The 25566-nt window shown below is 59.8% G+C and carries 24 protein-coding genes; 18 read left to right on the top strand and 6 right to left on the bottom strand.

From position 1 onward, the window contains the following. The first annotated feature begins 91 nt into the window (after positions 1-91). From PSH69_RS28405 to PSH69_RS28370, 8 genes are all read left to right on the top strand, one after another. Positions 92-868 (top strand): gamma-glutamyl-gamma-aminobutyrate hydrolase family protein, encoded by a 777-nt coding sequence (locus PSH69_RS28405; RefSeq protein ID WP_305410447.1) that lies wholly within the window; start codon positions 92-94, stop codon positions 866-868. 38 nt (positions 869-906) lie between these two features. Beyond that, positions 907-2265, top strand: coding sequence for a glutamine synthetase family protein (locus tag PSH69_RS28400; protein ID WP_105340740.1), 1359 nt, complete (start codon positions 907-909; stop codon positions 2263-2265). Positions 2266-2337: 72 nt separating this feature from the next. Continuing rightward, positions 2338-3702 carry an aspartate aminotransferase family protein gene (locus PSH69_RS28395; RefSeq protein WP_305410446.1) on the top strand — a complete coding sequence of 455 codons (1365 nt, stop codon included), beginning with the start codon at positions 2338-2340 and terminating at the stop codon, positions 3700-3702. 182 nt (positions 3703-3884) lie between these two features. After that, positions 3885-4979: a polyamine ABC transporter substrate-binding protein gene (locus tag PSH69_RS28390; RefSeq protein ID WP_305412887.1), complete on the top strand. Its 1095-nt coding sequence runs from the start codon at positions 3885-3887 to the stop codon at positions 4977-4979. Positions 4980-5217: 238 nt separating this feature from the next. Further along, positions 5218-6315 (top strand): polyamine ABC transporter substrate-binding protein, encoded by a 1098-nt coding sequence (locus tag PSH69_RS28385; RefSeq protein ID WP_305410445.1) that lies wholly within the window; start codon positions 5218-5220, stop codon positions 6313-6315. Between the two features lie 61 nt (positions 6316-6376). Next, positions 6377-7519, top strand: coding sequence for an ABC transporter ATP-binding protein (locus PSH69_RS28380; protein WP_018928636.1), 1143 nt, complete (start codon positions 6377-6379; stop codon positions 7517-7519). Continuing rightward, positions 7516-8436: an ABC transporter permease subunit gene (locus PSH69_RS28375; RefSeq protein WP_018928637.1), complete on the top strand. Its 921-nt coding sequence runs from the start codon at positions 7516-7518 to the stop codon at positions 8434-8436. The genes PSH69_RS28380 and PSH69_RS28375 overlap by 4 nt, the downstream gene beginning before the upstream one ends. Beyond that, positions 8433-9323, top strand: coding sequence for an ABC transporter permease subunit (locus tag PSH69_RS28370; protein ID WP_305410444.1), 891 nt, complete (start codon positions 8433-8435; stop codon positions 9321-9323). The genes PSH69_RS28375 and PSH69_RS28370 overlap by 4 nt, the downstream gene beginning before the upstream one ends. A 142-nt stretch (positions 9324-9465) precedes the next feature. On the opposite strand, the gene PSH69_RS28365 is transcribed toward PSH69_RS28370, so the two are convergent. Together PSH69_RS28365 and PSH69_RS28360 are read right to left on the bottom strand one after the other, a co-directional pair. Further along, positions 9466-11868 carry a penicillin acylase family protein gene (locus PSH69_RS28365; protein WP_305410443.1) on the bottom strand — a complete coding sequence of 801 codons (2403 nt, stop codon included), beginning with the start codon at positions 11866-11868 and terminating at the stop codon, positions 9466-9468. A gap of 102 nt (positions 11869-11970) precedes the next feature. After that, positions 11971-12549 carry a DUF6436 domain-containing protein gene (locus PSH69_RS28360; RefSeq protein WP_305410442.1) on the bottom strand — a complete coding sequence of 193 codons (579 nt, stop codon included), beginning with the start codon at positions 12547-12549 and terminating at the stop codon, positions 11971-11973. Between the two features lie 97 nt (positions 12550-12646). On the opposite strand from PSH69_RS28360, the gene PSH69_RS28355 reads away from it, so the two are divergent. Further along, positions 12647-13594: an alpha/beta hydrolase gene (locus tag PSH69_RS28355; protein ID WP_305410441.1), complete on the top strand. Its 948-nt coding sequence runs from the start codon at positions 12647-12649 to the stop codon at positions 13592-13594. A gap of 42 nt (positions 13595-13636) precedes the next feature. Here the strand turns inward: PSH69_RS28355 and PSH69_RS28350 are convergent, their stop codons facing one another. Continuing rightward, positions 13637-14389, bottom strand: coding sequence for a DUF2059 domain-containing protein (locus PSH69_RS28350; protein ID WP_305410440.1), 753 nt, complete (start codon positions 14387-14389; stop codon positions 13637-13639). A gap of 133 nt (positions 14390-14522) precedes the next feature. Between PSH69_RS28350 and PSH69_RS28345 the strand changes: the two genes are divergently transcribed. Continuing rightward, positions 14523-15155 carry a 2OG-Fe(II) oxygenase gene (locus PSH69_RS28345; RefSeq protein WP_305410439.1) on the top strand — a complete coding sequence of 211 codons (633 nt, stop codon included), beginning with the start codon at positions 14523-14525 and terminating at the stop codon, positions 15153-15155. A gap of 2 nt (positions 15156-15157) precedes the next feature. Beyond that, complete coding sequence (locus tag PSH69_RS28340) at positions 15158-15643, top strand: DUF523 domain-containing protein (protein ID WP_305410438.1); 486 nt, start codon at positions 15158-15160, stop codon at positions 15641-15643. Between the two features lie 29 nt (positions 15644-15672). Here the strand turns inward: PSH69_RS28340 and PSH69_RS28335 are convergent, their stop codons facing one another. Beyond that, on the bottom strand, positions 15673-16260 hold the full coding sequence (locus PSH69_RS28335; protein ID WP_305410437.1) for a transporter substrate-binding domain-containing protein: 588 nt from the start codon (positions 16258-16260) through the stop codon (positions 15673-15675). Positions 16261-16396: 136 nt separating this feature from the next. Here PSH69_RS28335 and PSH69_RS28330 point away from each other — a divergent pair, with 136 nt between their 5' ends. Then, positions 16397-16822, top strand: coding sequence for a DUF4399 domain-containing protein (locus PSH69_RS28330; RefSeq protein ID WP_086944382.1), 426 nt, complete (start codon positions 16397-16399; stop codon positions 16820-16822). Between the two features lie 77 nt (positions 16823-16899). Here PSH69_RS28330 and serA read toward each other — a convergent pair whose 3' ends face one another. After that, a complete protein-coding gene (gene serA, locus PSH69_RS28325; RefSeq protein WP_018928647.1) occupies positions 16900-18129 on the bottom strand; it encodes a phosphoglycerate dehydrogenase in 1230 nt (409 codons plus the stop codon). 204 nt (positions 18130-18333) lie between these two features. Here serA and PSH69_RS28320 point away from each other — a divergent pair, with 204 nt between their 5' ends. The 4 genes from PSH69_RS28320 (at position 18334) to PSH69_RS28305 (ending at position 22527) form a co-directional block, all read left to right on the top strand. Further along, positions 18334-19728 carry an FAD-binding oxidoreductase gene (locus PSH69_RS28320; protein WP_305410436.1) on the top strand — a complete coding sequence of 465 codons (1395 nt, stop codon included), beginning with the start codon at positions 18334-18336 and terminating at the stop codon, positions 19726-19728. Positions 19729-19751: 23 nt separating this feature from the next. After that, a complete protein-coding gene (locus PSH69_RS28315) occupies positions 19752-20417 on the top strand; it encodes a fumarylacetoacetate hydrolase family protein (protein ID WP_111453004.1) in 666 nt (221 codons plus the stop codon). 181 nt (positions 20418-20598) lie between these two features. Next, positions 20599-21534, top strand: coding sequence for an SdiA-regulated domain-containing protein (locus tag PSH69_RS28310; protein ID WP_305410434.1), 936 nt, complete (start codon positions 20599-20601; stop codon positions 21532-21534). Between the two features lie 87 nt (positions 21535-21621). Further along, the gene (locus PSH69_RS28305) at positions 21622-22527 is read left to right on the top strand and encodes an SdiA-regulated domain-containing protein (protein WP_305410433.1); all 906 of its coding nucleotides are present in this window, start codon (positions 21622-21624) and stop codon (positions 22525-22527) included. Between the two features lie 62 nt (positions 22528-22589). Here PSH69_RS28305 and rpiA read toward each other — a convergent pair whose 3' ends face one another. Continuing rightward, positions 22590-23261, bottom strand: a complete 672-nt coding sequence (gene rpiA / locus PSH69_RS28300; RefSeq protein WP_018928652.1) for a ribose-5-phosphate isomerase RpiA — start codon at positions 23259-23261, stop codon at positions 22590-22592. 221 nt (positions 23262-23482) lie between these two features. Between rpiA and ilvA the strand changes: the two genes are divergently transcribed. Both ilvA and PSH69_RS28290 read left to right on the top strand, forming a co-directional pair. Further along, complete coding sequence (ilvA, locus tag PSH69_RS28295; protein ID WP_305410432.1) at positions 23483-24997, top strand: threonine ammonia-lyase, biosynthetic; 1515 nt, start codon at positions 23483-23485, stop codon at positions 24995-24997. Between the two features lie 39 nt (positions 24998-25036). Next, complete coding sequence (locus PSH69_RS28290; protein ID WP_305410431.1) at positions 25037-25465, top strand: DUF2269 domain-containing protein; 429 nt, start codon at positions 25037-25039, stop codon at positions 25463-25465. Positions 25466-25566 lie beyond the last annotated feature (101 nt).

Raw genomic sequence — 25566 nt, 5'->3', positions numbered from 1 at the left:
GTGTTGTATTTTTTACGGGGGTGTTGTGTAAAAAAATGAACAAGGCTAAGCTCGATTTAAACCCATAACAGCAATAATACCGGGGTGCTTCATGTCTCGCCTGCCGTTAATCGGCGTCACCGCCTGCTCAAAGCAGATCGGTCTGCATGCTTATCACATCAGTGGCGACAAATACGTACGCGCCGTGGCTTCAGCTGCCAAAGGCCTGCCGTTGATTCTTCCATCCCTGGCGGATCAACTGGCGCCGTCCGATATTCTGGACGCTCTGGACGGCATTCTTTTTACAGGCTCTGCTTCTAATATAGAACCGTTTCACTACAACGGCCCGGCCAGCGCGCCGGGTACTGCTCATGATTCTGCACGCGATGCCACCACTCTCCCGCTGATCCGCGCCGCTGTCGAGGCCGGCGTTCCCGTGCTCGGTATCTGCCGCGGCTTCCAGGAAATGAATGTGGCGTTCGGTGGCAGCCTGCATCAGAAGGTCCACGAGGCCGGTCCCTTCATGGACCACCGTGAAGACGACAGCCTGCCGCTCGAAGGGCAGTACGCCCCCAGTCACCCGGTGCACGTCCAGCCGGGTGGTGTACTTGCGGGGCTGGGCCTGTCGAGCGACATTCAAGTCAACTCGATTCATGGTCAGGGCGTCGAGCGGCTGGCGCCGGGCCTTCGTGTGGAAGCTGTGGCGCCCGATGGGCTGATCGAAGCGGTCTCTGTGATCGAAGGCAAGGCTTTTGCTTTGGGCGTGCAATGGCATCCCGAATGGCAGGTAAGCTTGAATCCGGACTACCTTGCGATTTTCCAGGCATTTGGCGATGCCTGCCGCAAGCACGCATTACAACGCGACGCCGATGCGTCAAACAACGCCTGACTTATAAAAGTCAGGAAACTCAAGCCTAAGAGGCATTTATGAGTAACAACCTCGACCAGCTCACCGATTGGTTGAAAGACCACAAGATCACAGAAGTCGAATGCATGATTGGCGACCTGACCGGTATCACCCGGGGTAAGATCTCGCCGACCAACAAGTTCATCGCCGAAAAAGGCATGCGCCTGCCCGAGAGCGTTCTGTTGCAGACCGTGACCGGCGACTATGTCGAAGACGACATCTATTACGAACTGCTCGACCCGGCCGACATCGACATGATCTGCCGCCCCGACCAGAACGCGGTGTTCCTTGTGCCCTGGGCCATCGAGCCCACCGCCCAAGTGATCCACGACACCTACGACAAGCAGGGCAACCCGATCGAGCTGTCGCCGCGCAACGTGCTCAAGAAGGTACTGAAACTCTACGCCGACCACGGCTGGCAGCCGATCGTGGCGCCGGAAATGGAGTTCTACCTCACCAAGCGCAGTGACGACCCGGACTACCCGTTGCAACCGCCGATTGGCCGTTCCGGTCGTCCGGAAACCGGTCGCCAGTCGTTCTCCATTGAAGCGGCGAACGAATTCGACCCGTTGTTCGAAGACGTCTACGACTGGTGCGAATTGCAGGAGCTGGACCTCGACACGCTGATCCACGAGGACGGCACCGCGCAGATGGAAATCAACTTCCGTCATGGCGATGCCCTGTCCCTGGCCGACCAGATTCTGGTGTTCAAGCGCACCATGCGTGAAGCCGCCCTCAAGCACAATGTGGCGGCGACCTTCATGGCCAAGCCCATGACCGGCGAGCCGGGCAGTGCCATGCATTTGCACCAGAGCGTCATCGACATCGAGACCGGCAAAAACGTCTTCTCCAATGAAGACGGGACCATGAGCCAGCTGTTCCTCCATCACATCGGCGGTTTGCAGAAATTCATTCCTGAGTTGCTGCCGCTGTTCGCGCCCAACGTCAATTCGTTCCGCCGCTTCCTGCCGGATACCTCGGCACCGGTGAACGTGGAGTGGGGCGAAGAGAACCGCACTGTGGGCCTGCGGGTTCCGGATGCCGGGCCGCAGAACCGTCGGGTGGAAAACCGTCTGCCGGGTGCCGACGCCAACCCTTACCTGGCCATCGCCGCCAGCCTGTTGTGCGGCCTGATCGGCATGCTCGAAGGGCATAACCCGAGTGCCCCGGTGGTGGGGCGTGGTTACGAGCGGCGCAATCTGCGCCTGCCGTTAACCATCGAAGACGCGCTGGATCGCATGGAAAACAGCAAGACCATCGAAAAGTATCTGGGCAAGAAATTCATCACAGGCTACGTCGCGGTCAAGCGGGCCGAGCATGAAAACTTCAAGCGCGTGATCAGTTCGTGGGAGCGGGAGTTCCTGCTCTTCGCCGTCTGATGCGCCGGGCGCGACAAGGGGCGTGATTGCCCTCTGACGTCGCGCCGTCACTGCAATCCAAGGAGAATTCGCATGACCAGCAACAACCCGCAAACCCGTGCATGGCAAACCCTGAGCAATGATCACCACCTGGCCCCGTTCAGCGACTTCAAGCAGCTGAAAGAGAAAGGCCCGCGGATCATCACCAATGCCAAGGGTGTTTACCTCTGGGACAGCGAAGGCAACAAGATCCTCGACGGCATGGCCGGTCTGTGGTGCGTCGCGATCGGCTATGGTCGCGATGAACTGGCCGATGCCGCCGCCAAGCAAATGCGCGAACTGCCTTATTACAACCTGTTCTTCCAGACTGCTCACCCGCCGGTGCTGGAGCTGGCCAAGGTCATCGCTGAAATCGCGCCTGAAGGCATGAATCATGTGTTCTTCACCGGTTCCGGTTCCGAAGGCAACGACACCATGCTGCGGATGGTTCGCCACTACTGGGCGATCAAGGGCCAGCCGAAGAAGAAAGTCATCATCAGTCGCAAGAACGGCTATCACGGCTCCACCGTGGCCGGCGCGAGCCTGGGTGGCATGACCTATATGCACGAGCAAGGCGACTTGCCGATCCCGGGCATCGTCCACATCGCCCAACCGTATTGGTTCGGTGAAGGCGGTGACATGACGCCACAAGAGTTCGGTATCTGGGCGGCCAATCAGCTGGAAGAGAAGATTCTGGAAATCGGCGTCGACAACGTCGGTGCCTTTATTGCCGAGCCGATCCAGGGCGCCGGCGGCGTGATCATTCCGCCAGACAGCTACTGGCCGCGCATCAAGGAAATCCTCGCCAAGTACGACATCCTGTTCGTGGCCGACGAGGTGATCTGCGGTTTCGGTCGTACCGGTGAGTGGTTCGGTACCGATTTCTACGACCTCAAGCCTCACATGATGACCATCGCCAAAGGTCTGACGTCCGGCTACATCCCGATGGGTGGCCTGATCGTGCATGACGATGTGGTCGAGGTGCTCAACGAAGGTGGTGATTTCAACCACGGTTTCACCTATTCCGGGCACCCGGTGGCCGCGGCGGTGGCGCTGGAAAACATCCGCATCCTGCGCGATGAGAAAATTGTCGAGCATGTGCGGGCAGAAACGGCACCTTATTTGCAAAAGCGTCTACGGGAACTGAACGATCACCCGTTGGTGGGGGAAGTGCGTGGGGTTGGTCTGTTGGGGGCTATCGAGCTGGTTCAGGACAAGGCCACTCGCAAGCGTTACGAAGGCAAGGGCGTCGGCATGATCTGCCGGCAGTTCTGCTTCGACAACGGCCTGATCATGCGTGCGGTCGGCGACACCATGATCATTGCTCCGCCACTGGTGATTACACCGGCTGAAATCGACGAGTTGGTGATCAAGGCGCGCAAGTGCCTGGACCTGACCCTGAGTGCGTTGCAGGGCTAAGTGCTAGGCTCTGAGCGAGGTGCAATGTCTGCACTTCGCTCAGTGCAAACAAAGGATGGGGCTTTCCTTGAAAGCCTGCCTTGGATCTTGCCAGACTAACGGTTGTTCGGATGCCCTGTAACAGGCCGCTGAGCACGTGGTTAAAAAGAAAAACTGGAGCATTACCCATGAAGGCATTAGGTATGAAGATAACTGGCAAGACCCTCCTCGCCATGTCCCTGATGGGCGTGATGGCGGGCGCCGTTCAGGCCGACGATAAAGTGCTGCACGTGTACAACTGGTCCGATTACATCGCACCGGACACCATCGCGAACTTCGAAAAAGAGTCCGGGATCAAGGTGGTGTACGACGTATTCGACAGCAACGAAACCCTGGAAGCCAAGTTGCTGGCAGGCAAGTCCGGTTACGACGTTGTCGTACCGTCGAACAACTTCCTCGCCAAGCAAATCAAGGCCGGTGTTTACCGGGAGCTGGACAAGTCCAAGCTGTCCAACTACGGCAACCTGAACAAATCACTGCTTAAAGCGGTTTCCGTCAGTGACCCGGACAACAAACACGCCTTCCCTTACATGTGGGGCTCGATCGGGATCGGTTACAACCCCGAGAAGGTCAAGGCAGCACTGGGCGTCGACACGATCGATTCCTGGGACACCCTGCTCAAGCCTGAAAACATTGCCAAGCTCAAGGGCTGCGGTGTGAGCTTCCTGGATTCGCCTACCGAAATGCTGCCGGTCGCCCTGCATTACCTGGGTCTGCCAACCGACAGCCAGAAGAAAGAAGACATCAAGAAAGCCGAGGAACTGTTCCTCAAGATTCGTCCTTCGATCACCTACTTCCACTCGTCCAAGTACATCTCGGACCTGGCCAACGGCAACATCTGCGTAGCCGTCGGCTATTCGGGTGACGTCCAGCAAGCCAAGTCCCGCGCTGCCGAAGCCGGTGACAAGGTGAAAGTCAGCTACGCCATTCCAAAAGAAGGTGCTGGCAGCTTCTACGACATGGTCGCAATCCCCAAGGATGCGGAAAACGTCGAGGGCGCCTACAAGTTCATGAACTTCCTGCTGCAACCGAAAGTGATGGCTGATATCACCAATGCCGTGCGTTTCCCTAACGGTAATGCTGAAGCCACTCAGTATGTGAGCAAGGACATCACTTCGGACCCGGGCATCTATCCGACTCCTGAAGTACAGGCCAAGCTGTATGCGATCGCTGATTTGCCAGCCGCCACCCAGCGTGAACTGACTCGCAGCTGGACCAAGATCAAATCCGGTAAATAAGTAATAAACCCTGTAGCAGCTGCCGAAGGCTGCGTTGAGGTCCGAAGGACCTCCGCTTTTCGACAGCACAACTGCTTCGCAGTTGAACGCAGCCTGCGGCAGCTGCTACAGGATCTTCATAAAGTTTGCTGGAACGGTTTTTCGAGGGTAAGTTGCGCGCCGGTTTTGTTGTCAGGCAGCCATGGCTGTCATGTAGCGCGGGGCAACTTGGGCCCAACTAATTTTAGAGGACCTCCACTTGCCTGTTTTTTCTTTGTTGCGCAGTGCCTTGCTGGTTGGCGCCGGGCTGACGCTTGCCGTCAGTGCCCACGCCACCGGCACGGTGCATATTTATAACTGGTCGGACTACATCGGTGAGACCACCCTGGCCGACTTTCAGAAAGACGCCGGTATCAAGCCGATTTACGACGTATTCGATTCCAACGAAACCCTGGAAGGCAAATTGCTGGCCGGGCGTACCGGTTACGACGTGGTCGTGCCGTCCAACCATTTCCTTGGCAAGCAGATCAAGGCCGGCGCTTTCCAGAAGCTCGACAAGTCTAAGCTCGGCAACTATTCCAACCTCGACCCGGTGTTGCTCAAGCGCCTGGAGCAGAACGATCCGGGTAACCAATATGCCGTGCCGTATCTGTGGGGCACCAATGGCATCGGTTACAACGTCGACAAGATCAAGGCTGTGCTGGGCCTCGACAAGATCGACTCCTGGGATGTGGTGTTCGAGCCGCAGAACATCAAGAAGCTGCACAGCTGCGGCGTCGCGTTCCTCGACTCCGCCGATGAAATGATGCCCACGGTCCTCAATTACATGGGCCTGAACGCTAATAGCACCAACCCCGAAGACTACAAAAAGGCCGAGGCTAAATTGCTGGCGGTGCGACCTTATGTGACGTACTTCCACTCATCCAAATACATCGCGGACCTGGCCAACGGCGATATCTGCGTTGCGATCGGTTTTTCCGGCGACATTTTCCAGGCCAAGGCACGCGCGGCTGAAGCCGGTAAAGGCATGAACATCGCCTACTCGATTCCAAAAGAGGGTGGCGCGCTCTGGTTCGACATGCTGGCGATCCCCAAGGATGCGGCCAACGTCAAGGAAGCCCACGCCTTCATCAACTATTTGCTCAAGCCTGAGGTGATCGCCAAGGTCAGCGATGCCGTGGGCTACGCCAACCCAAACCCTGGGTCGGACAAACTGATGGAACAATCCATACGCACTGACGCGTCGGTTTATCCGCCGCAAGCGGTCCTCGACAAGATGTACGTGTCCATCGAGTTACCGCCGAACATTCAACGTTTGATGACGCGCAGCTGGACCAAGGTCAAGTCGGGCAAATAGCGTCAAACTATCCAGGTTCGCCACATTGAGCGAACTGCAAATTCTGTTGGGAGTTTCGTAAATGGCAGTTGCCTCCGGCGCCTATAAGAAAGCCCTCGAGGGCGATCAATCACCTAAACAGGTGTTGGTCAAAATCGACCGGGTCACCAAAAAGTTCGACGAGACGATTGCCGTGGACGACGTGTCCCTGGAAATCAAGAAAGGCGAAATCTTCGCCTTGCTCGGCGGCTCGGGTTCGGGCAAATCCACCTTGCTGCGGATGCTGGCAGGTTTCGAACGGCCCACGGAGGGGCGCATTTTCCTCGATGGCGTAGACATCACTGACATGCCGCCGTACGAGCGGCCGATCAACATGATGTTCCAGTCCTACGCCTTGTTCCCGCACATGACCGTGGCGCAGAACATCGCCTTCGGCCTCAAGCAGGACAAGATCCCGACGGCCGAGGTCGATGCCCGCGTGGCCGAGATGCTCAAGCTGGTGCAGATGAGCGAGTACGCCAAGCGCAAACCGCATCAGTTGTCCGGTGGTCAGCGTCAGCGCGTGGCCCTGGCGCGTTCGTTGGCCAAGCGGCCGAAGCTGTTGTTGCTCGACGAGCCGATGGGCGCGCTGGACAAGAAGCTGCGCTCGCAGATGCAGCTGGAACTGGTCGAGATCATCGAGCGGGTCGGCGTAACCTGCGTCATGGTGACCCACGACCAGGAAGAGGCCATGACCATGGCCGAGCGCATCGCGATCATGCACCTGGGCTGGATCGCCCAGATCGGCAGCCCGATCGATATCTACGAAACCCCGACCAGCCGGCTGGTCTGCGAATTCATCGGCAACGTCAACATCTTCGAAGGCGAAGTGGTGGATGACGCCGAGGGCCATGCACTGATCACCTGCAAGGATCTGGACCGCAACATTTACGTGGGTCACGGCATCAGCACCTCGGTGCAGGACAAGTCCGTTACTTACGCAATCCGTCCGGAAAAACTGCTGGTGACGGCCGAAATGCCGACCTGCGAACACAACTGGTCCAGCGGCAAGGTGCACGACATCGCCTACCTCGGCGGCCATTCGGTGTTCTACGTCGAACTGCCGAGCGGCAAGCTGGTGCAGTCCTTCGTCGCCAACGCCGAGCGCCGTGGCCAGCGCCCGACCTGGGGTGACCAGGTTTACGTGTGGTGGGAAGACGACAGCGGCGTGGTACTTCGCTCATGAACATGCGCAAACTCAAACGCCGGCTCAATCGAATACTTCCCGGTGGCCGTCAGCTGGTCATCGGGGTTCCGTTCATCTGGCTGTTCATGTTCTTCATGCTGCCGTTCTTCATCGTCCTGAAGATCAGCTTCGCTGAAGCCGACGTGGCCATTCCGCCGTACACCGAGATCTACACCTTCGTTGACCAGAAACTGCAGGTGCTGCTCAACCTGGCCAACTACGCGATGCTGGGCGATGACGAGTTGTACATCGCCGCTTACCTAGGCTCGCTGAAGATGGCGCTGTTCAGCACCATCCTCTGCCTGCTGATCGGCTACCCGATGGCCTATGGCATTGCCACCGCCCGCAAAGAGCTGCAAACGGTGCTGGTGCTGCTGATCATGATGCCGACCTGGACCGCGATCCTGATCCGCGTGTACGCGTGGATGGGCATCCTCAGCAACAACGGGCTGCTCAATGGTTTTCTGATGAGCATGGGCTGGATCGACGAACCGCTGCAGATCCTCAATACCAACCTGGCGGTTTATATCGGGGTGGTTTACTCCTATCTGCCGTTCATGATCCTGCCGCTCTACGCCAACCTGGTGAAACACGATCACAGCCTGCTGGAAGCCGCATCGGACCTGGGTTCGAGCAACTTCAACAGCTTCTGGAAGATCACCGTGCCGCTGTCGAAAAACGGCATTATCGCCGGCTGCATGCTGGTGTTCATCCCGGTGGTGGGGGAGTTCGTGATCCCGGAACTGCTCGGCGGTCCGGAAACCCTGATGATCGGTAAAGTGCTCTGGCAAGAGTTCTTCAACAACCGCGACTGGCCGGTGGCGTCTGCCCTGGCGGTGGTGATGCTGGCAATCCTGATTGTGCCGATCATCCTGTTCAACCGCAGTCAGGCCAAGGAAATGGAGGGTAAAGAATGAAGCGCTTCCGTTTCTCGAACCTGATGCTGGTGCTGGGTCTGCTGTTCATCTACGCGCCGATGCTGATTCTGGTGATCTACTCGTTCAACGCCTCGAAACTGGTAACGGTGTGGGGCGGCTGGTCGGTGAGGTGGTACGTCGGCTTGCTCGACAACACGCAACTGATGGGCTCGGTGGTGCGCTCGCTGGAAATCGCTTGCTACACGGCGATAGCGGCGGTGGCATTGGGGACGCTGGCGGCGTTCGTGCTGACTCGCATCACCCGCTTCAAAGGCCGTACGCTGTTCGGCGGCCTGGTGACGGCGCCGCTGGTGATGCCGGAAGTGATCACCGGTCTGTCGCTGTTGCTGCTGTTCGTGGCCATGGCGCAGATGATCGGCTGGCCGCAGGAGCGCGGCATCGTCACCATCTGGATCGCTCACACCACATTCTGTGCCGCGTATGTGGCGGTGGTGGTGTCGGCGCGCTTGCGTGAGCTGGACCTGTCGATCGAAGAAGCGGCCATGGACCTCGGTGCGCGGCCATGGAAAGTGTTCTTCCTGATCACCATCCCGATGATCGCGCCGTCACTGGCGGCCGGCGGCATGATGTCGTTTGCCTTGTCGCTGGATGATTTGGTGTTGGCGAGCTTTGTGTCGGGGCCAGGCTCCACGACCCTGCCGATGGAAGTGTTCTCGGCGGTGCGCCTGGGCGTGAAGCCTGAGATCAACGCCGTGGCCAGCCTGATTCTGCTGGCGGTGTCGCTGGTGACCTTCCTGGTCTGGTTCTTCAGCCGTCGCGCCGAAGAAAGCCGCAAGCGTGCGATCCAGCAAGCCATCGAGGAAGCGGCTGCCGACTCCTGGAAGCAACCGGACGTACGTCGGGCGCAGGCACCGGAAGCGGCTTAAAACTGCTGCAGATCAAAAGATCGCAACCTGCGGCAGCTCTTACAGTGGAATGTGAATCCCGTAGGAGCTGCCGCAGGCTGCGATCTTTTGACTTTATGGCCCAGAATTTTGCGGCGAAGGCGTCAGCCCGGCCAGCAAAAATCTACCGCGCCGGCAACAGCTTCAAGGTGCTGCGGGTATTGGCCATCACTTCTTCCTCATTGAAATTCGCCTGGTAATAAACCCCTTCGATATACGCCTCGGCCTGGTCGGCATAGTGGCTGTCGAACGGCGCGCCGCTCTGGCCCACCGGGTTGATGGTCAGGCTATGGGCCGGGTCGGCGAAGTCGATCAGCCGCCGGGTCGACGGGCCGTAGGTCACGGGCCACGGCGCCGGGCCGATCTTGGCCGAGAGGTTGTTCGGCACTTCGTGGGTGCCGGGTGCCGCGAATGGGCCAACGTTGAAAATCTGGTCCAGGGGCTTTTGCATCCCCAGTGGATGGCCGTGGGTCAGGGTGTGCGCCTTGCCCCACTGCCATTGCGCGGAGTCGGCGCCAAGGGTGGTTTTGAGATGAGCCATGCTCGCTTGCCAAGCCACCTTGACCGTATCGGCGCGGGTTTCCTTGCCAGGGGTGTTGCGGTTGTCCCACCACGGCGAATCGGCGGAGGCCGCCAGACGCGGCAGCGCGGCATCGATCACCCGGGTCGGGAGCAGCGTTTCGAAGAAGTCATTGCCCAGTTCATCGCGCAGCGCCGCGTCGGCGAGGTTGAACAGGAACTGGTTGAACAGGGTGGCGCTGATGGAGTCCAGCGGGTAATCGCCGCTCCACTGCGCCAGTTGTTCCACCAGCTTGAGCTCGGCGGGATCACTCACCACTTCACGCAGCACCGGCAACAACGGCGCCAGCAAACGTGGACCGTAGGCGGTGGTGGTGCCCAGTTGCAGCTTCTGGTTGGCCGCGTTGTCCCACTTCACGTTCTTGTCGCTGAGCTGGCGATTGAGCTGCTGCCCGCGATCGGCGAGGTTGTAGTAACCGGGAATCTCCATGCCGGTCGGCGACACCGGCTGGAAGTTGGCGGAGACGATATAGCCCCGCGCCGGGTTTTCTTCCTGCGGGTTGGCACTGAACGGGTAAAAACCTTCCTTGTCCGCCTGTGGGGTGCTGCCGTCGAGGATGAAACCGGGCTTCACCCCGGCCGGACGCTTGGGCAGCAGCGCCGAGGCCCACCAGCCGATGTCGCCCTTGGCGTTGGCGTAGACGATGTTCAGCCCCGGTGCCTGAACCTTGGCGGCCGCGGCGCGGGCCTTGGCCAGGGTGTCGGCGCGGTTGAGCTGGTAGAAACCGTCGAGGATCGGATTCGGGGTTTCGAGGAACGCCCACCACATGGCAATCGGCGTCTTGCCGGCGGCAGTGCCGAGCGCATCGTTGACGATCGGGCCGTGGGGCGACTGGCGCAGCGTCAATGTGACCGGTGACTGGCCTTTCACGGCGATCTGTTGTTCGGTGGTGACCATGTCCACCCACTTGCCGCGATACCAGACCTGGTTCGGGTTGTCCGGGTTGACCTTCTCGGCGATCAGGTCCAGATCGTCGTTCTGGAACATCGTCAGGCTCCAGCCGAAGTCCAGGTTGTGGCCGAGAAATGCAAACGGCACCAGCGCCTGGTGGTAGCCATACAGCTCGAAGCCCGGCGCCGACAGGTGCGCCTCGTACCACACTGACGGTACCGAGAAGCGTATGTGCGGATCACCGGCCAGCAGCGGTTTACCGCTTTTGCTGCGGTTGCCTGAAATCACCCAGGCGTTGCTGCCTTCGAATTGCGGCAGGCCGTGGTCGGCCAGGGCCTGCTCACTCAGGCGGGCAAGGGCGTTCAGGTCTTTCCAGTCACTGGCGGCGAGGGCCGGTGCAGGGCTGGCGCGCCTTTTGGCCAGTACACCGTTGGGTTGCCAGTCGAGATCGAAGATGTTCAGGTACTCGGCACCCAGTTGGTCGCGCACGTAAGTCAGCAGGGGCTCGGTGCGAAACGCCGCGGCAAAGCTGTAGGCCATGTAGCCGGCGATGCTGATGCTGTCTTCGGCGGTGAAAGGGCGCTTGGGGATCCCCAGCACGTCGAACTCTACTGGCGCGGCGTGGCTGTCCTGATATTGATTGATGCCGTCGAGATAGGCTTGGAGGGCCTTCCACGCGGGCGACTGACGATCCAGCGCGGCCACGTAACTGTCAGCACGTTCGCGGATGCGCAGGCCGCGAAACAGTTTGTCGGTATCGAGCAGTTTCGGGCCGAGGACTTCGGCCAGCTCACCACGGGCCAGACGCCGCACGGCTTCCATCTGGAACAGTCGGTCCTGGGCCTGCACGTAGCCGAGGGCGCGGTAGAGGTCGGTTTCGTTTTCGGCGCGGATATGCGGCACGCCGCGCTCGTCGTAGCGCACGGTCACTGAACCTTGCAGATGCTGCAACGCCACCTGGCCCTGGCGCGTCGGTTGTTTGCTGTACACATACCAGCCGCCCCCGGCGGCTAGCACGACGATCAGCAAGGCAAGTACGGTCAGGACGCGTTTCATGGTGACTCCTTGTTCTTTCGGGGTTGCCCCCGTGTGGGCTGCAAACGTGTAGCACAGACCTCCTGTGCCGGGCATCGCGGTCCTGGAAAAGTCAGGAATGCCTTACTTCGCCTTCGCAGGCCACGGGCAGTAGCAACCCACCGCCATCGTATGGGTGGCGTTCACCGCCCGGCCTGCGTTCAGCGCTTGCAGGATGGGCTCGATAAAGCTGTTGCTCGAATTGCAGGTCAGGCCTTCGCTGTACGGGCCGAAATATGCCAGCTTGCCGTCGCGGTCCCAGATCGCCACTGCCGGACTGGCAGGGATCTGTTCGGAGCCAGGCAGGACAGCGAGGGTTTTCAGGTGGCTCAAGGTACCGGGCAACTGGCCGTGGCTGCCGGGCTTTTGCACCGTATAGAACTCGACGCCCTGCGGTACATATTGCTCAACCAGTTCAGTCAGGTGTTGTTGGTTGCCGACATTGCACGGGCAGGCCGGATCCCAGAAGTGCACCAGGCGAATGGCGCCGGGGCCGGTGAGTTCGTCCGGCAGGCGCAACGGGTCGCCGGAGAACACGGCGGTGTGCGAACTGAAGGCTCGCAGATAGCGTCCCTGAAACCAGTCGTAAGCGGCCCACAGCACGCCGGCACACACAAGGGCGAGCAGGCTGGCAAGCAGTGGGGTGCGATAGGCCGGGCGCATGAGTTTCAATCCTCGAAGGTCGGCTAGCTTGCCATGCTTGCCGCGACAGATGAATATCGCAGGCCGATAAAGTCCGTTTAGCGCTCTGGAATAGCCCATGTCTGCCACTTTCGACCCCGATCATTTGCGTGCCAGCCTGCGGCCGTTGGCCGAGTGGCGGCCGCTGTCGACGGAGGCCATGGCCTATCAGCGTTTTTACGGGCTGGATTTTCCACAGCGAACCCTGCGCCGTGGCCTGGGGCGTTTCGAGATCGATGGCTATGAAGTGGTCAGCCAGCTCTGGTGGCCCGAGCAGGCGAAGGGGACGCTGTTTCTATTTCACGGCTTCTACGACCACGCCGGGCTCTACCGGCATGTGATCGAGTGGGCGCTGGACCAGGGTTTTGCGGTGATTGCCTGTGACCTGCCGGGGCATGGCTTGTCCAGTGGCGAACGGGCGAGTATCAAGGACTTCGCCGAATACCAGAGCACCCTGCAAGGCCTGCTGGCCGAGGCGCAGTCGTTGGGCCTGCCGCAGCCCTGGCACTTGTGCGGGCAAAGCACCGGCGGGGCGATCGTGATCGATCATGTGCTCAATCAAGGTGCGAGCAGCCCGGCCCAGGGGCAAGTGATTCTGCTGTCGCCCTTGGTGCGGCCGCGAGCCTGGGGCTGGTCGCGGCTCAGTTATTACCTGCTCAAGCCGTTTGTCAAAGGCATCGCCCGGCGCTTCAGCGAGAATTCCAACGACCCTGACTTCCTCGCGTTCTTGCAGGCCGATCCGCTGCAACCGCTGCGTCTGCCAACGGCGTGGGTCGGTGCGCTGGGGCGGTGGATCAAGCGTATCGAAGCGGCACCGAGCAGCCCACGGCGGCCGCTGATCGTGCAAGGACAGGCGGACATGACCGTGGATTGGGAGCACAACCTTGAAGTGTTACGAGGCAAGTTCGATCGGCCTCAGGTGTTGATGCTGCCTGAGGCGCGGCATCATCTGGCGAATGAGTCGCCGGGGTTGCGGCAGGAGTATTTCGGGTTTTTGACCAAACGCATGAGCCGGGATCGGCGGTGACATTTAGATAGTCTTCGCGGGCCACTTCACAGACGCCAAAAATTACTGGGTCAGGCTCGACGTGCTTTGCCCCACCGCCAACCCCGCCCGAATCGCCGCCAATGCCGCTTGGTAATAAGCCTTGCCTTCAGTGGATTCGGCAAAGGTCGAAAACTCTTCCAGTTCGTCATCCGACAGGTCGCGATAGACATACAGCAGCGTGTTGTTCAGGTCGGCGCCGATCTGCTCCATCAGGCGCTGGCGCTGACCGTTCAACATGCCTTGAGCCTGACCGTTGCCGAGCAGGCCGGGGATCATCGAACTCAGGCTGTCGGCCGCGACGCCTGCGATCGCCAGGCTGACTTCAGCGCCGGCCTCGCGGGCGGGCAGGGCCTGGGCCAGGTGGCCGATGATCAGTTGACGGGCATCGCTGGCCTGCATCTTCGGCAAGCCCTTGGCGTTTTTCGCCAATTGATCGCGACGGGTCGCCAGCAGTTCGGCGGCGACGATTTTCTTGCCCAGGGGCGATTGAAAGAAGGTCAGCGCAGGTTTCGGGTCGGCGAGCTTCTTGCGCAGTTGTGCTTCGGCGCGCTGGTCCATGGCCTTGGGGGCGAACCGTAGATTGCTGTTGTCGACCAGGGCCTGGAACACTGCCGGTGGCAAGCTGTTCTGATAGCGCTGCTGAGCGGCCGAGAGAGCATCGTTGAAATGCGCGCGTTGTTCTGGCCAACCGGCGACCTTGTACAACTGGTCGTGGCCGTCCGCCCAGGCGGGCAAAACGCAGAACATCAACAGTGAGAAAAGCAAGCGACGCATAGGGGCTCCTGTCAGCAGGCGACTATTCTCCGTGCGGCATTCGTACTTGTCGAGAATTCGTATCAGGTTGAGTACCTTATCCGACCAATCCTCCGCTGCGTGGCTCTGTCGGATTTGCGGGCACAGGAATACTATGCGCGCCATGCACATACCCTCTGATCATCCACTGCTGTTACGTATCGTCGACGACCTGGCCGAACACGGCTGGTCGCAGCAGAATATTTTCCTGCCCCTGGACCTGACCCGGGCGCTGGCGGCCGAGTGTCGTAAACGTGCCGCCGAGGGAGAACTCGCCCCAGCCGCCGTGGGGCGCGGGGCGTTTTCGGAGATTCGCGAGGGCATTCGCGGCGACCATATCCAGTGGCTCGAACCCGGCCAGGCCGAGTCCTGCGACAGCTACCTGGGGTTGATGGACAGCCTGCGTGAGGCGATGAATCGTGGTTTGTTCCTGGGCCTGGAAGATTTCGAAAGCCATTTCGCCCTGTACCCGGCCGGCGCTTTCTACCTCAAGCATGTCGACCGTTTCCGTGACGACGACCGGCGCATGGTCTCGGCGGTGATCTACCTCAACGACGCCTGGCTGCCCGAGCATGGCGGTCAGTTGCGCATGTATCTGGACGAAGGCGTCGAACACGATGTGGTGCCCACCGGCGGATGCCTGGTGGTGTTCCTGTCGGGCGACGTGCCCCACGAAGTCCTGCCCGCGACCCGAGAACGCCTGTCGTTGACGGGCTGGTTCCGCCGTCGTGGCAACGAGCCGTTCTGATCATGCAAAAGATTCTGGTAAGCCGCTGTTTGCTCGGTCACCGCGTCCGTTACGACGGCGGGGCCAGTGGGCCGTTCGATCAATTGGAGCAGTGGATTGCCGAAGGCCGGGTGGTGCCGTTGTGTCCGGAAGTCGCCGGCGGGTTGCCGACACCCAGGGCCGCGGCGGAAATTCCCGGCGGGCAGGGCGGTGAAGTGCTTGATGGCCTTGCATCGGTCATCACCACCGAGGGCGAGGACGTCAGTGCCGAGTTTCTTTCGGGGGCTTCTCAGGCGCTGGACCTGGTGCAACAGCACGGCATCCGGATTGCGGTGCTCAAGGCCAACAGCCCGTCTTGCGGCAATCTGCTGACCTATGACGGGACGTTCAGTGGCGTGAAGGTCAGCGGTGAGGGCGTGACCGCCGCGCTGCTCAAGCGCCATGGTGTGCAAGTCTTCAGCGAACTGGAGTTGCCGCAAGCGGCTCAGGCCCTGGCAACCCTGAAGTAACAGCCCGCAGGGTTAATCATTCGCCCGAATCAAGGTTTCGGCGCCGCACCCGCATCTGCCCCAAACCACTTCTGCTCCAGGGCCTCCAGCCGGCCATCGGCCTTGATCCGCTGCAAGGCGTTTTCCAGGCTGGCATGGAACGCCGGGTTACCCTTCTGAAACGGAATGGCCAGGCTTGCAGCCGGGGCGGCTTTCGGCTTTTCCTCCGTCAGCGACTGCACCATCAGGATTGATCGCGGTTGCACTTCTTTCTGCGCGATCAATTGCGCGTTGGTGTGAATGTAAGGTTCGCTGAAGTCGAAACGATCCTTCAGATCCGGGGTCAGTGCTATGTGATTGATGGCAACGTCGTATTTGCCGCTTTCGACGCCGGTCATCAGATCGTCGGAATCAGTGACGACGAAGTCGGCCCGTACATCCAGCTCATTGGCCAGCAGTTGACCCAGCTCGACCTCGAACCCGGTCAGTTTGCCGTCATCCTTGAAATTGAAGGGCGGTGTATTAGCCTCAAGAGCAATGCGCAATTCGCCGCGGTCGTTTACATCGTCCATCAGTTCGGCATGAGCCAAAGGGCTCAAAAGGGGTAGCAGGCAGATCAGGCCAGGCAAAAAGCGCATGGTCACTCCTTTGAATTCATTTATCGCGACGCGCTGTTCAGGCTCGCTTTGCTATGGTTATTGAGTGCCTTCGACAACGAATGGCCGTTAAGTTGTTCACGGTCGAGCGAATTTTACGGAAAAACTGGAGAAGAGAATGAAAAGCTTTATGTCACGAGCAGCATTGGCTGGTGTGCTGATGGGTGTTTCGGTGCTGGCCGGTGCCGCCACCCCGGCTCCGAAGGGGGCAGAAGTGTTCATCGTATCTCCTGCGGACGGAGCCACGGTCGCGCAAACCTTTACAGTGAATTTCGGCGTCAAGGAAATCGCGCTGGCACCAGCGGGCGATACCACCAAAAACACTGGGCACCACCATCTGCTGATCGATGTCGACAAACTACCGGCTGCCGGAGCTCCGATTCCAAACGATGCCAATCATATGCACTTTGGCAAAGCGCAGACTCACGCTGAAATCAAGCTGGCACCGGGCAAGCACACCTTGCAGCTCGAACTGGGCGACAGCGGTCACATGCCGTTCGATCCGCCGATCGTGTCGAAGAAAATCACCGTGACGGTGAAGTAGCTTTTCCACAGCGATGAAAAAGCAGCCGTAAAAAAGGGAGCTCCGAGGAGCTCCCTTTTTTGTCGCTCAAGTCTGAATCAGAACAGCACGCGGCAACGAATGGTGCCGTTGATGTGCTGCAGCTTCTCTTGCGCCATTTCCGAGTAATCGGCATCGACGTCGATCACGACGTAGCCGACTTTCTCGTTGGTCTGCAGGAACTGACCGGAAATGTTGATGCCGTTTTCAGCGAAGACCTTGTTGATCTCGCTCATCACGCCCGGAATGTTCTCGTGGATGTGCAGCAGGCGGTGCTTGCCAGGGTGAGCTGGCAGGGCCACTTCCGGGAAGTTCACGGACGATACCGACGTACCGTTGTCGCTGTACTTGACCAGTTTTTCCGCCACTTCCAGACCGATGTTGGCCTGCGCTTCAGCGGTGGAACCACCGATGTGCGGGGTCAGGATCACGTTGTCCAGGCCACGCAGCGGGCTTTCGAACTCTTCTTCGTTGGAGCGTGGCTCCACCGGGAAGACGTCGATGGCCGCGCCGATCAGGTGCTTGTCCTTGATCGCGTCCGCCAGGGCGTCCAGTTCGACCACGGTGCCGCGCGCGGCGTTGATCAGGATGCCGCCCTTCTTGATGGCGCGGATTTCCTTCTCGCCGATCATCCACTGGGTGGCAGCGGTTTCCGGAACGTGCAGGGTGACGATGTCGGACATGCCCAACAGCTCGTGCAGGTTGCCGACCTGGGTGGCGTTGCCCAGTGGCAGCTTGGTCACGGTGTCGTAGAAGTAAACCTGCATCCCTAAGCCTTCAGCCAGGACCGACAGTTGAGTGCCGATCGAGCCGTAACCGACGATACCCAGCTTTTTGCCCCGGATTTCGAAGGAGTTGGCTGCGCTTTTGATCCAGCCGCCACGGTGGCAGGAAGCGTTCTTCTCAGGGATGCCGCGCAGCAACAGGATCGCCTCGGCCAGCACCAGCTCGGCAACGGAGCGAGTGTTGGAGTACGGCGCGTTGAATACCGCGATACCGCGTTCGCGAGCCGCGTTGAGGTCGACCTGGTTAGTGCCGATGCAGAAACAGCCGACAGCCACCAGTTTCTTCGCGTGATCGAAGATCTCTTCGGTCAGTTGAGTGCGGGAGCGAATGCCGATGAAGTGAGCATCAGCGATCTTTTCCTTCAGCTGGGCGTCCGGCAGAGAACCTGTGAGGTACTCGATGCTGGTGTAGCCCGCCGCCTTGAGGACGTCGACAGCCGATTGGTGGACGCCTTCGAGAAGAAGGAACTTGATCTTGCTCTTATCGAGAGAAGTCTTGCTCATCTGCGTAAACCTGTGTCCCGGAGAAAAAATGGCAGGGAAGGGAGCAGCCAGAGCTGACCCGGACGGCAGGAAAGCCGTCGCCGCAGAACAGCCTTTGGGCACTATCCTGCGGGGTCGGTATGCTAGCATATGCGACCTGCTAACACTCATTCTGCGACGTGAAGCGTACTCAGGATGACCATGAATTGTTCGAGAGTTCTGTCGATGACCAATCCTGCGCTGATTGATGAGCTGAAGACCCTGGTTGAGCCTGGCAAGGTGCTGACCGACGCCGACTCCCTGAATGCTTACGGCAAGGATTGGACCAAACATTTCGCCCCGGCCCCGACGGCCATTGTGTTCCCCAAGACCATCGAGCAGGTCCAGGCCATTGTCCGTTGGGCCAATGAGCACAAGGTTGCCCTGGTGCCGTCCGGCGGTCGTACCGGGCTTTCTGCTGCAGCGGTGGCGGCCAATGGCGAAGTGGTGGTGTCCTTCGACTACATGAACCAGATTCTCGACGTGAACCTGACCGATCGCACGGCGGTTTGTCAGCCGGGCGTGGTCACCGAACAATTGCAGAACAAGGCCGAAGAGCACGGTCTGTACTACCCGGTGGACTTCGCTTCGGCAGGTTCCAGTCAGATTGGCGGCAATATCGGCACCAATGCCGGCGGGATCAAGGTCATTCGCTACGGCATGACCCGCAACTGGGTGGCCGGCATGAAAGTCGTCACCGGCAAGGGCGATCTGCTGGAACTGAACAAAGACCTGATCAAGAACGCCACCGGCTACGACCTGCGTCAACTGTTCATCGGCGCCGAAGGCACCCTGGGCTTTGTCGTCGAAGCCACCATGCGTCTTGATCGTGCACCGAAGAACCTCACCGCGATGGTCCTCGGCACCGCCGATTTCGATTCGATCATGCCGGTGTTGCATGCATTCCAGAGCAAGCTTGACCTGACGGCGTTCGAATTCTTCTCCGATAAAGCCCTGGCCAAGGTCATGGCGCGCGGCGACGTGCCGGCCCCGTTCGAATCCGACTGCCCGTTCTATGCGCTGCTGGAATTCGAAGCGACCACCGATGAAGTGGCCAACCACGCCCTGGAAACCTTCGAACATTGCGTCGAGCAGGGTTGGGTGCTGGATGGTGTGATGAGCCAGAGCGAAACCCAGTTGCAGAACCTCTGGAAGCTGCGCGAGTACATCTCTGAAACTATCTCCCACTGGACGCCGTACAAAAACGACATTTCGGTCACTGTGTCGAAAGTCCCGGCGTTCCTGAAGGAAATCGACGCGATCGTCGGTGAACACTACCCGGACTTCGAAATTGTCTGGTTCGGCCATATCGGCGACGGCAACCTGCACTTGAACATCCTCAAGCCGGATAACCTGAGCAAGGATGAGTTCTTCGCCAAGTGCGCCACCGTCAACAAGTGGGTGTTCGAAACCGTCGAGAAGTACAACGGTTCGATTTCCGCCGAACACGGCGTAGGCATGACCAAACGTGATTACTTGACCTATAGCCGCTCACCGGTTGAGATCGAGTACATGAAAGCCGTCAAAGCGGTGTTCGACCCGAACGGCATCATGAACCCAGGCAAGATTTTCGCTGTTTGAATCAACAAAGCAGGAGTCGGTCAATGAGCTATCAGCACCAGTATGTCGACGGAACGCGTATTCATTTCCCGCTGGGGAAAGTGGTGTGCATCGGCCGCAACTACGCCGAACACGCCAAGGAACTGGACAACCCGGTGCCCACCGAACCACTGCTGTTCATCAAGCCCGGCAGCTGCGTGGTGCCACTGGAAGGCAGCTTCAGCATTCCGACCGAGCGCGGTTCGGTGCATTACGAAGCAGAAATAGCGGTGCTGATCGGCAAGCCATTGTCGACCAAACCGAGCCGCGAAGAAGTGCTGGATGCCATCTCCGGCTTCGCCCCGGCCCTGGACCTGACCCTGCGCGACAAGCAGGCCGAGCTTAAAGCCAAGGGCCTGCCGTGGGAAATCGCCAAGTGCTTCGACGGTGCGGCGGTGATTGCACCATTCGTGGCCGGCAGCACGTTTGCCGACCTGACCGACATCGGCATCCGCCTGACCATCAATGGCGAAGTCCGCCAGGATGGCAACAGCAAGGACATGCTCAATCCGATCGTACCGATGATCCAGTACATGGCCGGCTGCTTCTCGCTGCAGGCCGGGGACGTGATCCTCACTGGCACGCCGGTGGGCGTTGGCCCGCTGAATGTCGGTGACGAACTGGTGCTCGAATTGCCGGGTGTCAGCCGCTTTACCAGTACCGTTCTCTAAAAAGCAAAAGATCGCAGCCTGCCGCAGGCTGCGATCTTTTGATCTTGGCTGCCCACACAGGGCAATCCGGCCATTTCCCGTTTTTTTCACATTTTGTCTGGATAATTCCGGGGCTTATGGCATCTGAGCCTGTCCCAATGTGCTATTACCCATAGCCTGAATTTCTGGAACGCATCCCTGAATGGCCATCGAATCGCTGCCCAAGCTGAAAACTGCCCGCCGCTCGCGTTTTGTCATGCGTTGGTATTCCTGGCTTTTACTGGTGGCGGTCGCTGCTTATGGCCTTGCGCTTGTGATGCATTGGGATGATCGCGGTGTGCTCTGGGTGAAGGAGCGCTTCGAAAGCCCTGCCGAACGCAAAGAGAGTGTCTGGCTGCCGGACTATCGGGCGGTGATCGACGCCAAACTGCTGCCGGGCATGGAGAAGGACGAAGCGTCGGACGTGTCTTACGACCCGCAGACCAAAACCCTGTTCTCCGTGATGGGCAAGAATCCGTTCCTGGTCGAGCTGACGTTGCAAGGCGACGTGTTGCGCAAAATGCCGCTGGTGGGGTGGAGCAACCCGGAAGGGGTGACGGTAATGGGCAATGGTTTGCTGGCGATTACCGATGAGCGCGAACACCTGCTCTCGATCGTCAAGGTCGATGCCGATACGCGCGAGCTGAACATCGCCAATTTCCCGAAATACGATCTCGGCCCCTCGAAAAACCAGAATAAAGGCTTCGAAGCCGTCGTCTGGGATGCCCGTCGCCAGCAACTGCTGCTGGGTGAAGAGCGTCCACCAGCGCTGTTCAGCTGGAAAAGCGATGGCAGCCAGATCCTGAAGGGTGACAAGCAGAAACTCTCCAGCGACGCACTGGATGTCCGTAACCTGTCGGCCCTGGCCATCGATCCGCGCACTGGCCACACCCTGGTGCTGTCCGCCGACTCTCACTTGTTGCTGGAACTGGACGAGAAGGGCGAGCAGGTCAGTTTCATGACCTTGCTCGGAGGGTTCAATGGCCTGAAGAAAACCATTCCCCGTGCCGAAGGCGTCACCATGGACGAAGCAGGCACGCTGTACATGGTGAGCGAGCCGAACCTGTTCTACCGCTTCGAAAAGCAACAGGTTCGGTAGTTGCGGTAGAAGGTCGCGGGCCATTAGGGTTTTAATTCAGGCAGCCGTGGTGTTTCATCCGCCCGTCCTGTTTCCGAGTTTGCCTGAATGCGTCGACTTGTCCGCCCCAAACCCCTGATGCTGATCCTGTCGGTCATTGCCCTGATCGTGTTGGTTGCCGTCGGCCAGTACCAGCGCCTGTTCGAGCGCAGCGGGTTCAATGTGCAGGCGCTATGGCAGCCGATGAATGCCCAGCCCATTGGCCTGGACCAGTATCAGGTGGCGATCGAGGCGCGAGTCATTGACGGTCTGGACGACGATGTTTCAGCGCTGACCTTCGATCCCGTGCGCAAAAGCCTGTTCACTGTCACCCACAAAAACGCCGAGCTGATCGAGTTGTCCCTGGAAGGCAAAATCCTGCGGCGTGTGGCGCTGGTCGGGTTCGGCGACCCGGAAGCAGTCGAGTTCATTAGCGCTGACACTTACGTGATCACCGATGAGCGTGAGCAACGGCTGATCAAGATTCATCTGCGCAAGGGCACGACGTTCCTCGATGCCGCGGACGCCGAGCAGATGACCCTCGGCGTGCACATGAGCGGCAACAAGGGTTTCGAGGGGGTGGCCTATGACTCGGTGGGCAAGCGCTTGTTCGTCGCCAAGGAGCGCGACCCGATGCTGATCTACGAAGTGCAGGGCTTTCCCCATTACAACCCGGAGAAGTCCTACGCGGTGCACGTGGTGAACAATCCCAAGCGCGATGCCGGAATGTTCGTGCGAGACCTGTCGAGCCTGCAATATGACGAGCGCAGCGGCCATTTGCTGGCACTGTCCGATGAGTCGCGGTTGATTCTTGAACTGGATGTGGACGGGCGACCGCTGAGCACCCTGTCACTGGGCAAGGGTCGTCAGGGATTGCACAAGCCAGAAGGCATTGCCATGGATGACGACGGCACCCTGTACCTCGTCAGCGAGCCGAACCTGTTCTACGTCTTCAAAAAAACGCCGCAACCCTGACCAACATCCCAAAAAACAAGTGTAGGAGCGAGCAAGCGTCGCTCCTACAGATGGCTAAGGCATCAGGCCTTGAGGGTTTTTACACCTTCGCTCGTGCCCAACAGCAGCAAGTCCGCCGGGCGGGCCGCGAACAAACCGTTGGTGACCACGCCGACGATGGCGTTGATCTGTGCTTCCAGCTCCACCGGGTTGGTGATCTGCATGTTGTGCACGTCAAGGATGATGTTGCCGTTGTCGGTCAGCACGCCTTCACGGTAAACCGGGTCGCCGCCGAGCTTCACCAGTTCGCGGGCCACGTGGCTGCGGGCCATCGGGATCACTTCCACCGGCAAAGGGAATGCACCGAGGACCGGCACCAGTTTGCTGGCGTCGGCGATGCAGATGAAGGTCTTGGCCACGGCCGCCACGATCTTCTCGCGGGTCAGGGCCGCGCCACCGCCCTTGATCAGGTGCAGGTGCTCGTCGCTTTCATCGGCGCCGTCGACGTAGAACTCCAGATCGCTGACGGTATTGAGCTCATACACCGGAATACCGTGGCCCTTGAGGCGCGCGGCGGTGGCTTCGGAACTGGCCACTGCACCGTCAAACGCGCCTTTGTGCTTGGCCAGGGCGTCGATGAAGCAGTTGGCGGTGGAGCCGGTGCCGACCCCGACGATGCTCTTGTCGTCGAGTTTCGGGAGGATGAAGTCGACGGCGGCTTGAGCCACTGCCTGTTTGAGTTGATCCTGGGTCATGCGGGCTCCGAGGTGCCGAGGAAGAGACGAAAGGCCGGCATTATAGGCCTCGCGATGGGGAAGGTCATTGCCCGATTGGCGGGTCAAAAGATCGCACCTGGAGCTGCCAGAGGCTGCGATCTTTTCCGGTTACCCTGAAACCACCTGTTTAGTGTGGTCGCCCGCCCAAAAGCCGGGTTAGACTCCTTGACCCTGCCCAACCCGTTCAGTGATGCTTTCCGATGCTCGAACAGTACGTCAAAAAGATCCTCACCTCGCGCGTTTATGACGTTGCCGTAGAAACCCCATTGCAGACTGCTCGCCAGCTCTCCGAGCGGCTGGGCAACGAGATTTGGCTCAAGCGTGAAGACTTGCAGCCGGTGTTCTCGTTCAAGATTCGCGGCGCTTACAACAAGCTGACGCAGCTGAGCGATGAAGAGCGCGCCCGTGGCGTGGTCACCGCTTCGGCGGGCAACCATGCGCAAGGCCTGGCCCTGGCAGCCAAAGTGCTGGGCGTGAAAGCGACCATCGTCATGCCCAAGACCACCCCGGAGATCAAGGTCGAAGGCGTGCGTTCGCGCGGCGGCAAAGTGGTACTGCACGGGGATTCGTTCCCGGAAGCCCTGGCCTACTCGCTGAAACTGGTCGACGAAAAAGGCTACGTCTACATTCACCCCTACGACGATCCCCACACCATTGCCGGGCAGGGCACGGTGGCCATGGAGATTCTGCGCCAGCACCCGGGGCGTCTGGATGCGATCTTCGTTCCTGTGGGCGGCGGCGGATTGATCGCCGGGATTGCGGCGTATGTGAAATACCTGCGTCCGGACATCAAGATCATCGGCGTCGAACCGGATGACTCCAACTGCCTGCAAGCCGCCATGGCGGCCGGCGAGCGCGTGGTGTTGCCGACCGTAGGCCTGTTTGCCGATGGCGTCGCGGTGGCGCAGATCGGCCAGCACACCTTCGATATCTGCAAAGACTACGTTGATGAAGTGATCACCGTCAGCACCGATGAAATCTGTGCGGCGATCAAGGATATCTACGACGATACCCGCTCGATCACTGAACCTGCCGGCGCCTTGGGCGTGGCCGGGATCAAGAAATACGTCGAGCAACGTGGCGTCACCGGCCACACCTTCGTGGCCATCGATTCCGGCGCCAACGTCAACTTCGACCGCTTGCGACACGTCGCCGAGCGTGCCGAGCTGGGCGAGGGCCGCGAAGCCATCATCGCCGTGACCATCCCCGAGCAACCGGGCAGCTTCAAGGCGTTCTGCGAAGCCATCGGCAAGCGCCAGATCACCGAATTCAACTACCGCTACAACACCGGCAGCGAAGCGCACATCTTTGTCGGCGTGCAGACCCATCCGGAAAACGACCCACGCAGTGCGCTGCTCGCCAGCCTGACCGAGCAGGGTTTCCCGGTACTCGACCTGACCGACAACGAACTGGCCAAATTGCACATTCGCCATATGGTCGGCGGGCGTGCCGCCCAGGTGGTCGATGAGGTGGTGCTGCGCTTCGAGTTCCCGGAGCGTCCGGGTGCGTTGTTCAACTTCCTCAACAAGCTCGGCGGGCGCTGGAACATTTCGATGTTTCACTACCGCAACCACGGCGCGGCGGATGGCCGTGTGGTCGCGGGCCTGCAAGTGCCCCACGACGAGCGTCATCTGGTACCGGCGGCGCTGGAAGAAATCGGCTACCCGTACTGGGACGAAAGCGACAACCCGGCCTATCAGCTGTTTCTCGGCTGAGCGGCTACGCTGATGGGCAGCCTATAAGGAAATCGAACAATGGAAACGCTAACCGCCCTCAAAGTCGCCCATGGCGTGGCGACGGTGCTGCTGTTGATCAGCGCACTGGGGCTGGCAATCTGGGTCTGGCGCACTCGTCGTAACGGTGATGCGACGGCGCCTGCGCGTACCTTGCAGCGACCGCAGGTGTTCATCTGGTTGTTGATGGGCCTGGCGCTGTTGAGCATGCCGTTCACCGGCTGGTGGATGGTGCATCTGGTGGGCTGGCCGTTGGGGCAGACCTGGTTGCTGGCGTCCAGTGTGCTGTACACCGTGGCGGCGCTGGGCTGGTTCTGGCTGGTGGTGCGGCTCAATCGGCTGCGCAAGGCGCCGACGGCGGGGAATGGGAAGTTTACCTTGGCGTTGGCGCTGTTCAGTTTTGTCTGCTTGATCGCCATTGCGGGGTTGATGGGGGCCAAGCCGGTATAGCGCGGAATCTGTAGCACCTGCCGAGGTACGAGACCGCGATGGGTTGCGAAGCGGGCCCAAGGGCGGTCCTGCGGACCGCAACGCAGCCTCGTACCTCGGCA

Origin of the sequence: Pseudomonas sp. FP1740, from assembly GCF_030687165.1 — a bacterium.
Classification (GTDB): domain Bacteria; phylum Pseudomonadota; class Gammaproteobacteria; order Pseudomonadales; family Pseudomonadaceae; genus Aquipseudomonas.
This window is presented reverse-complemented; position numbering and strand designations above follow the sequence as displayed.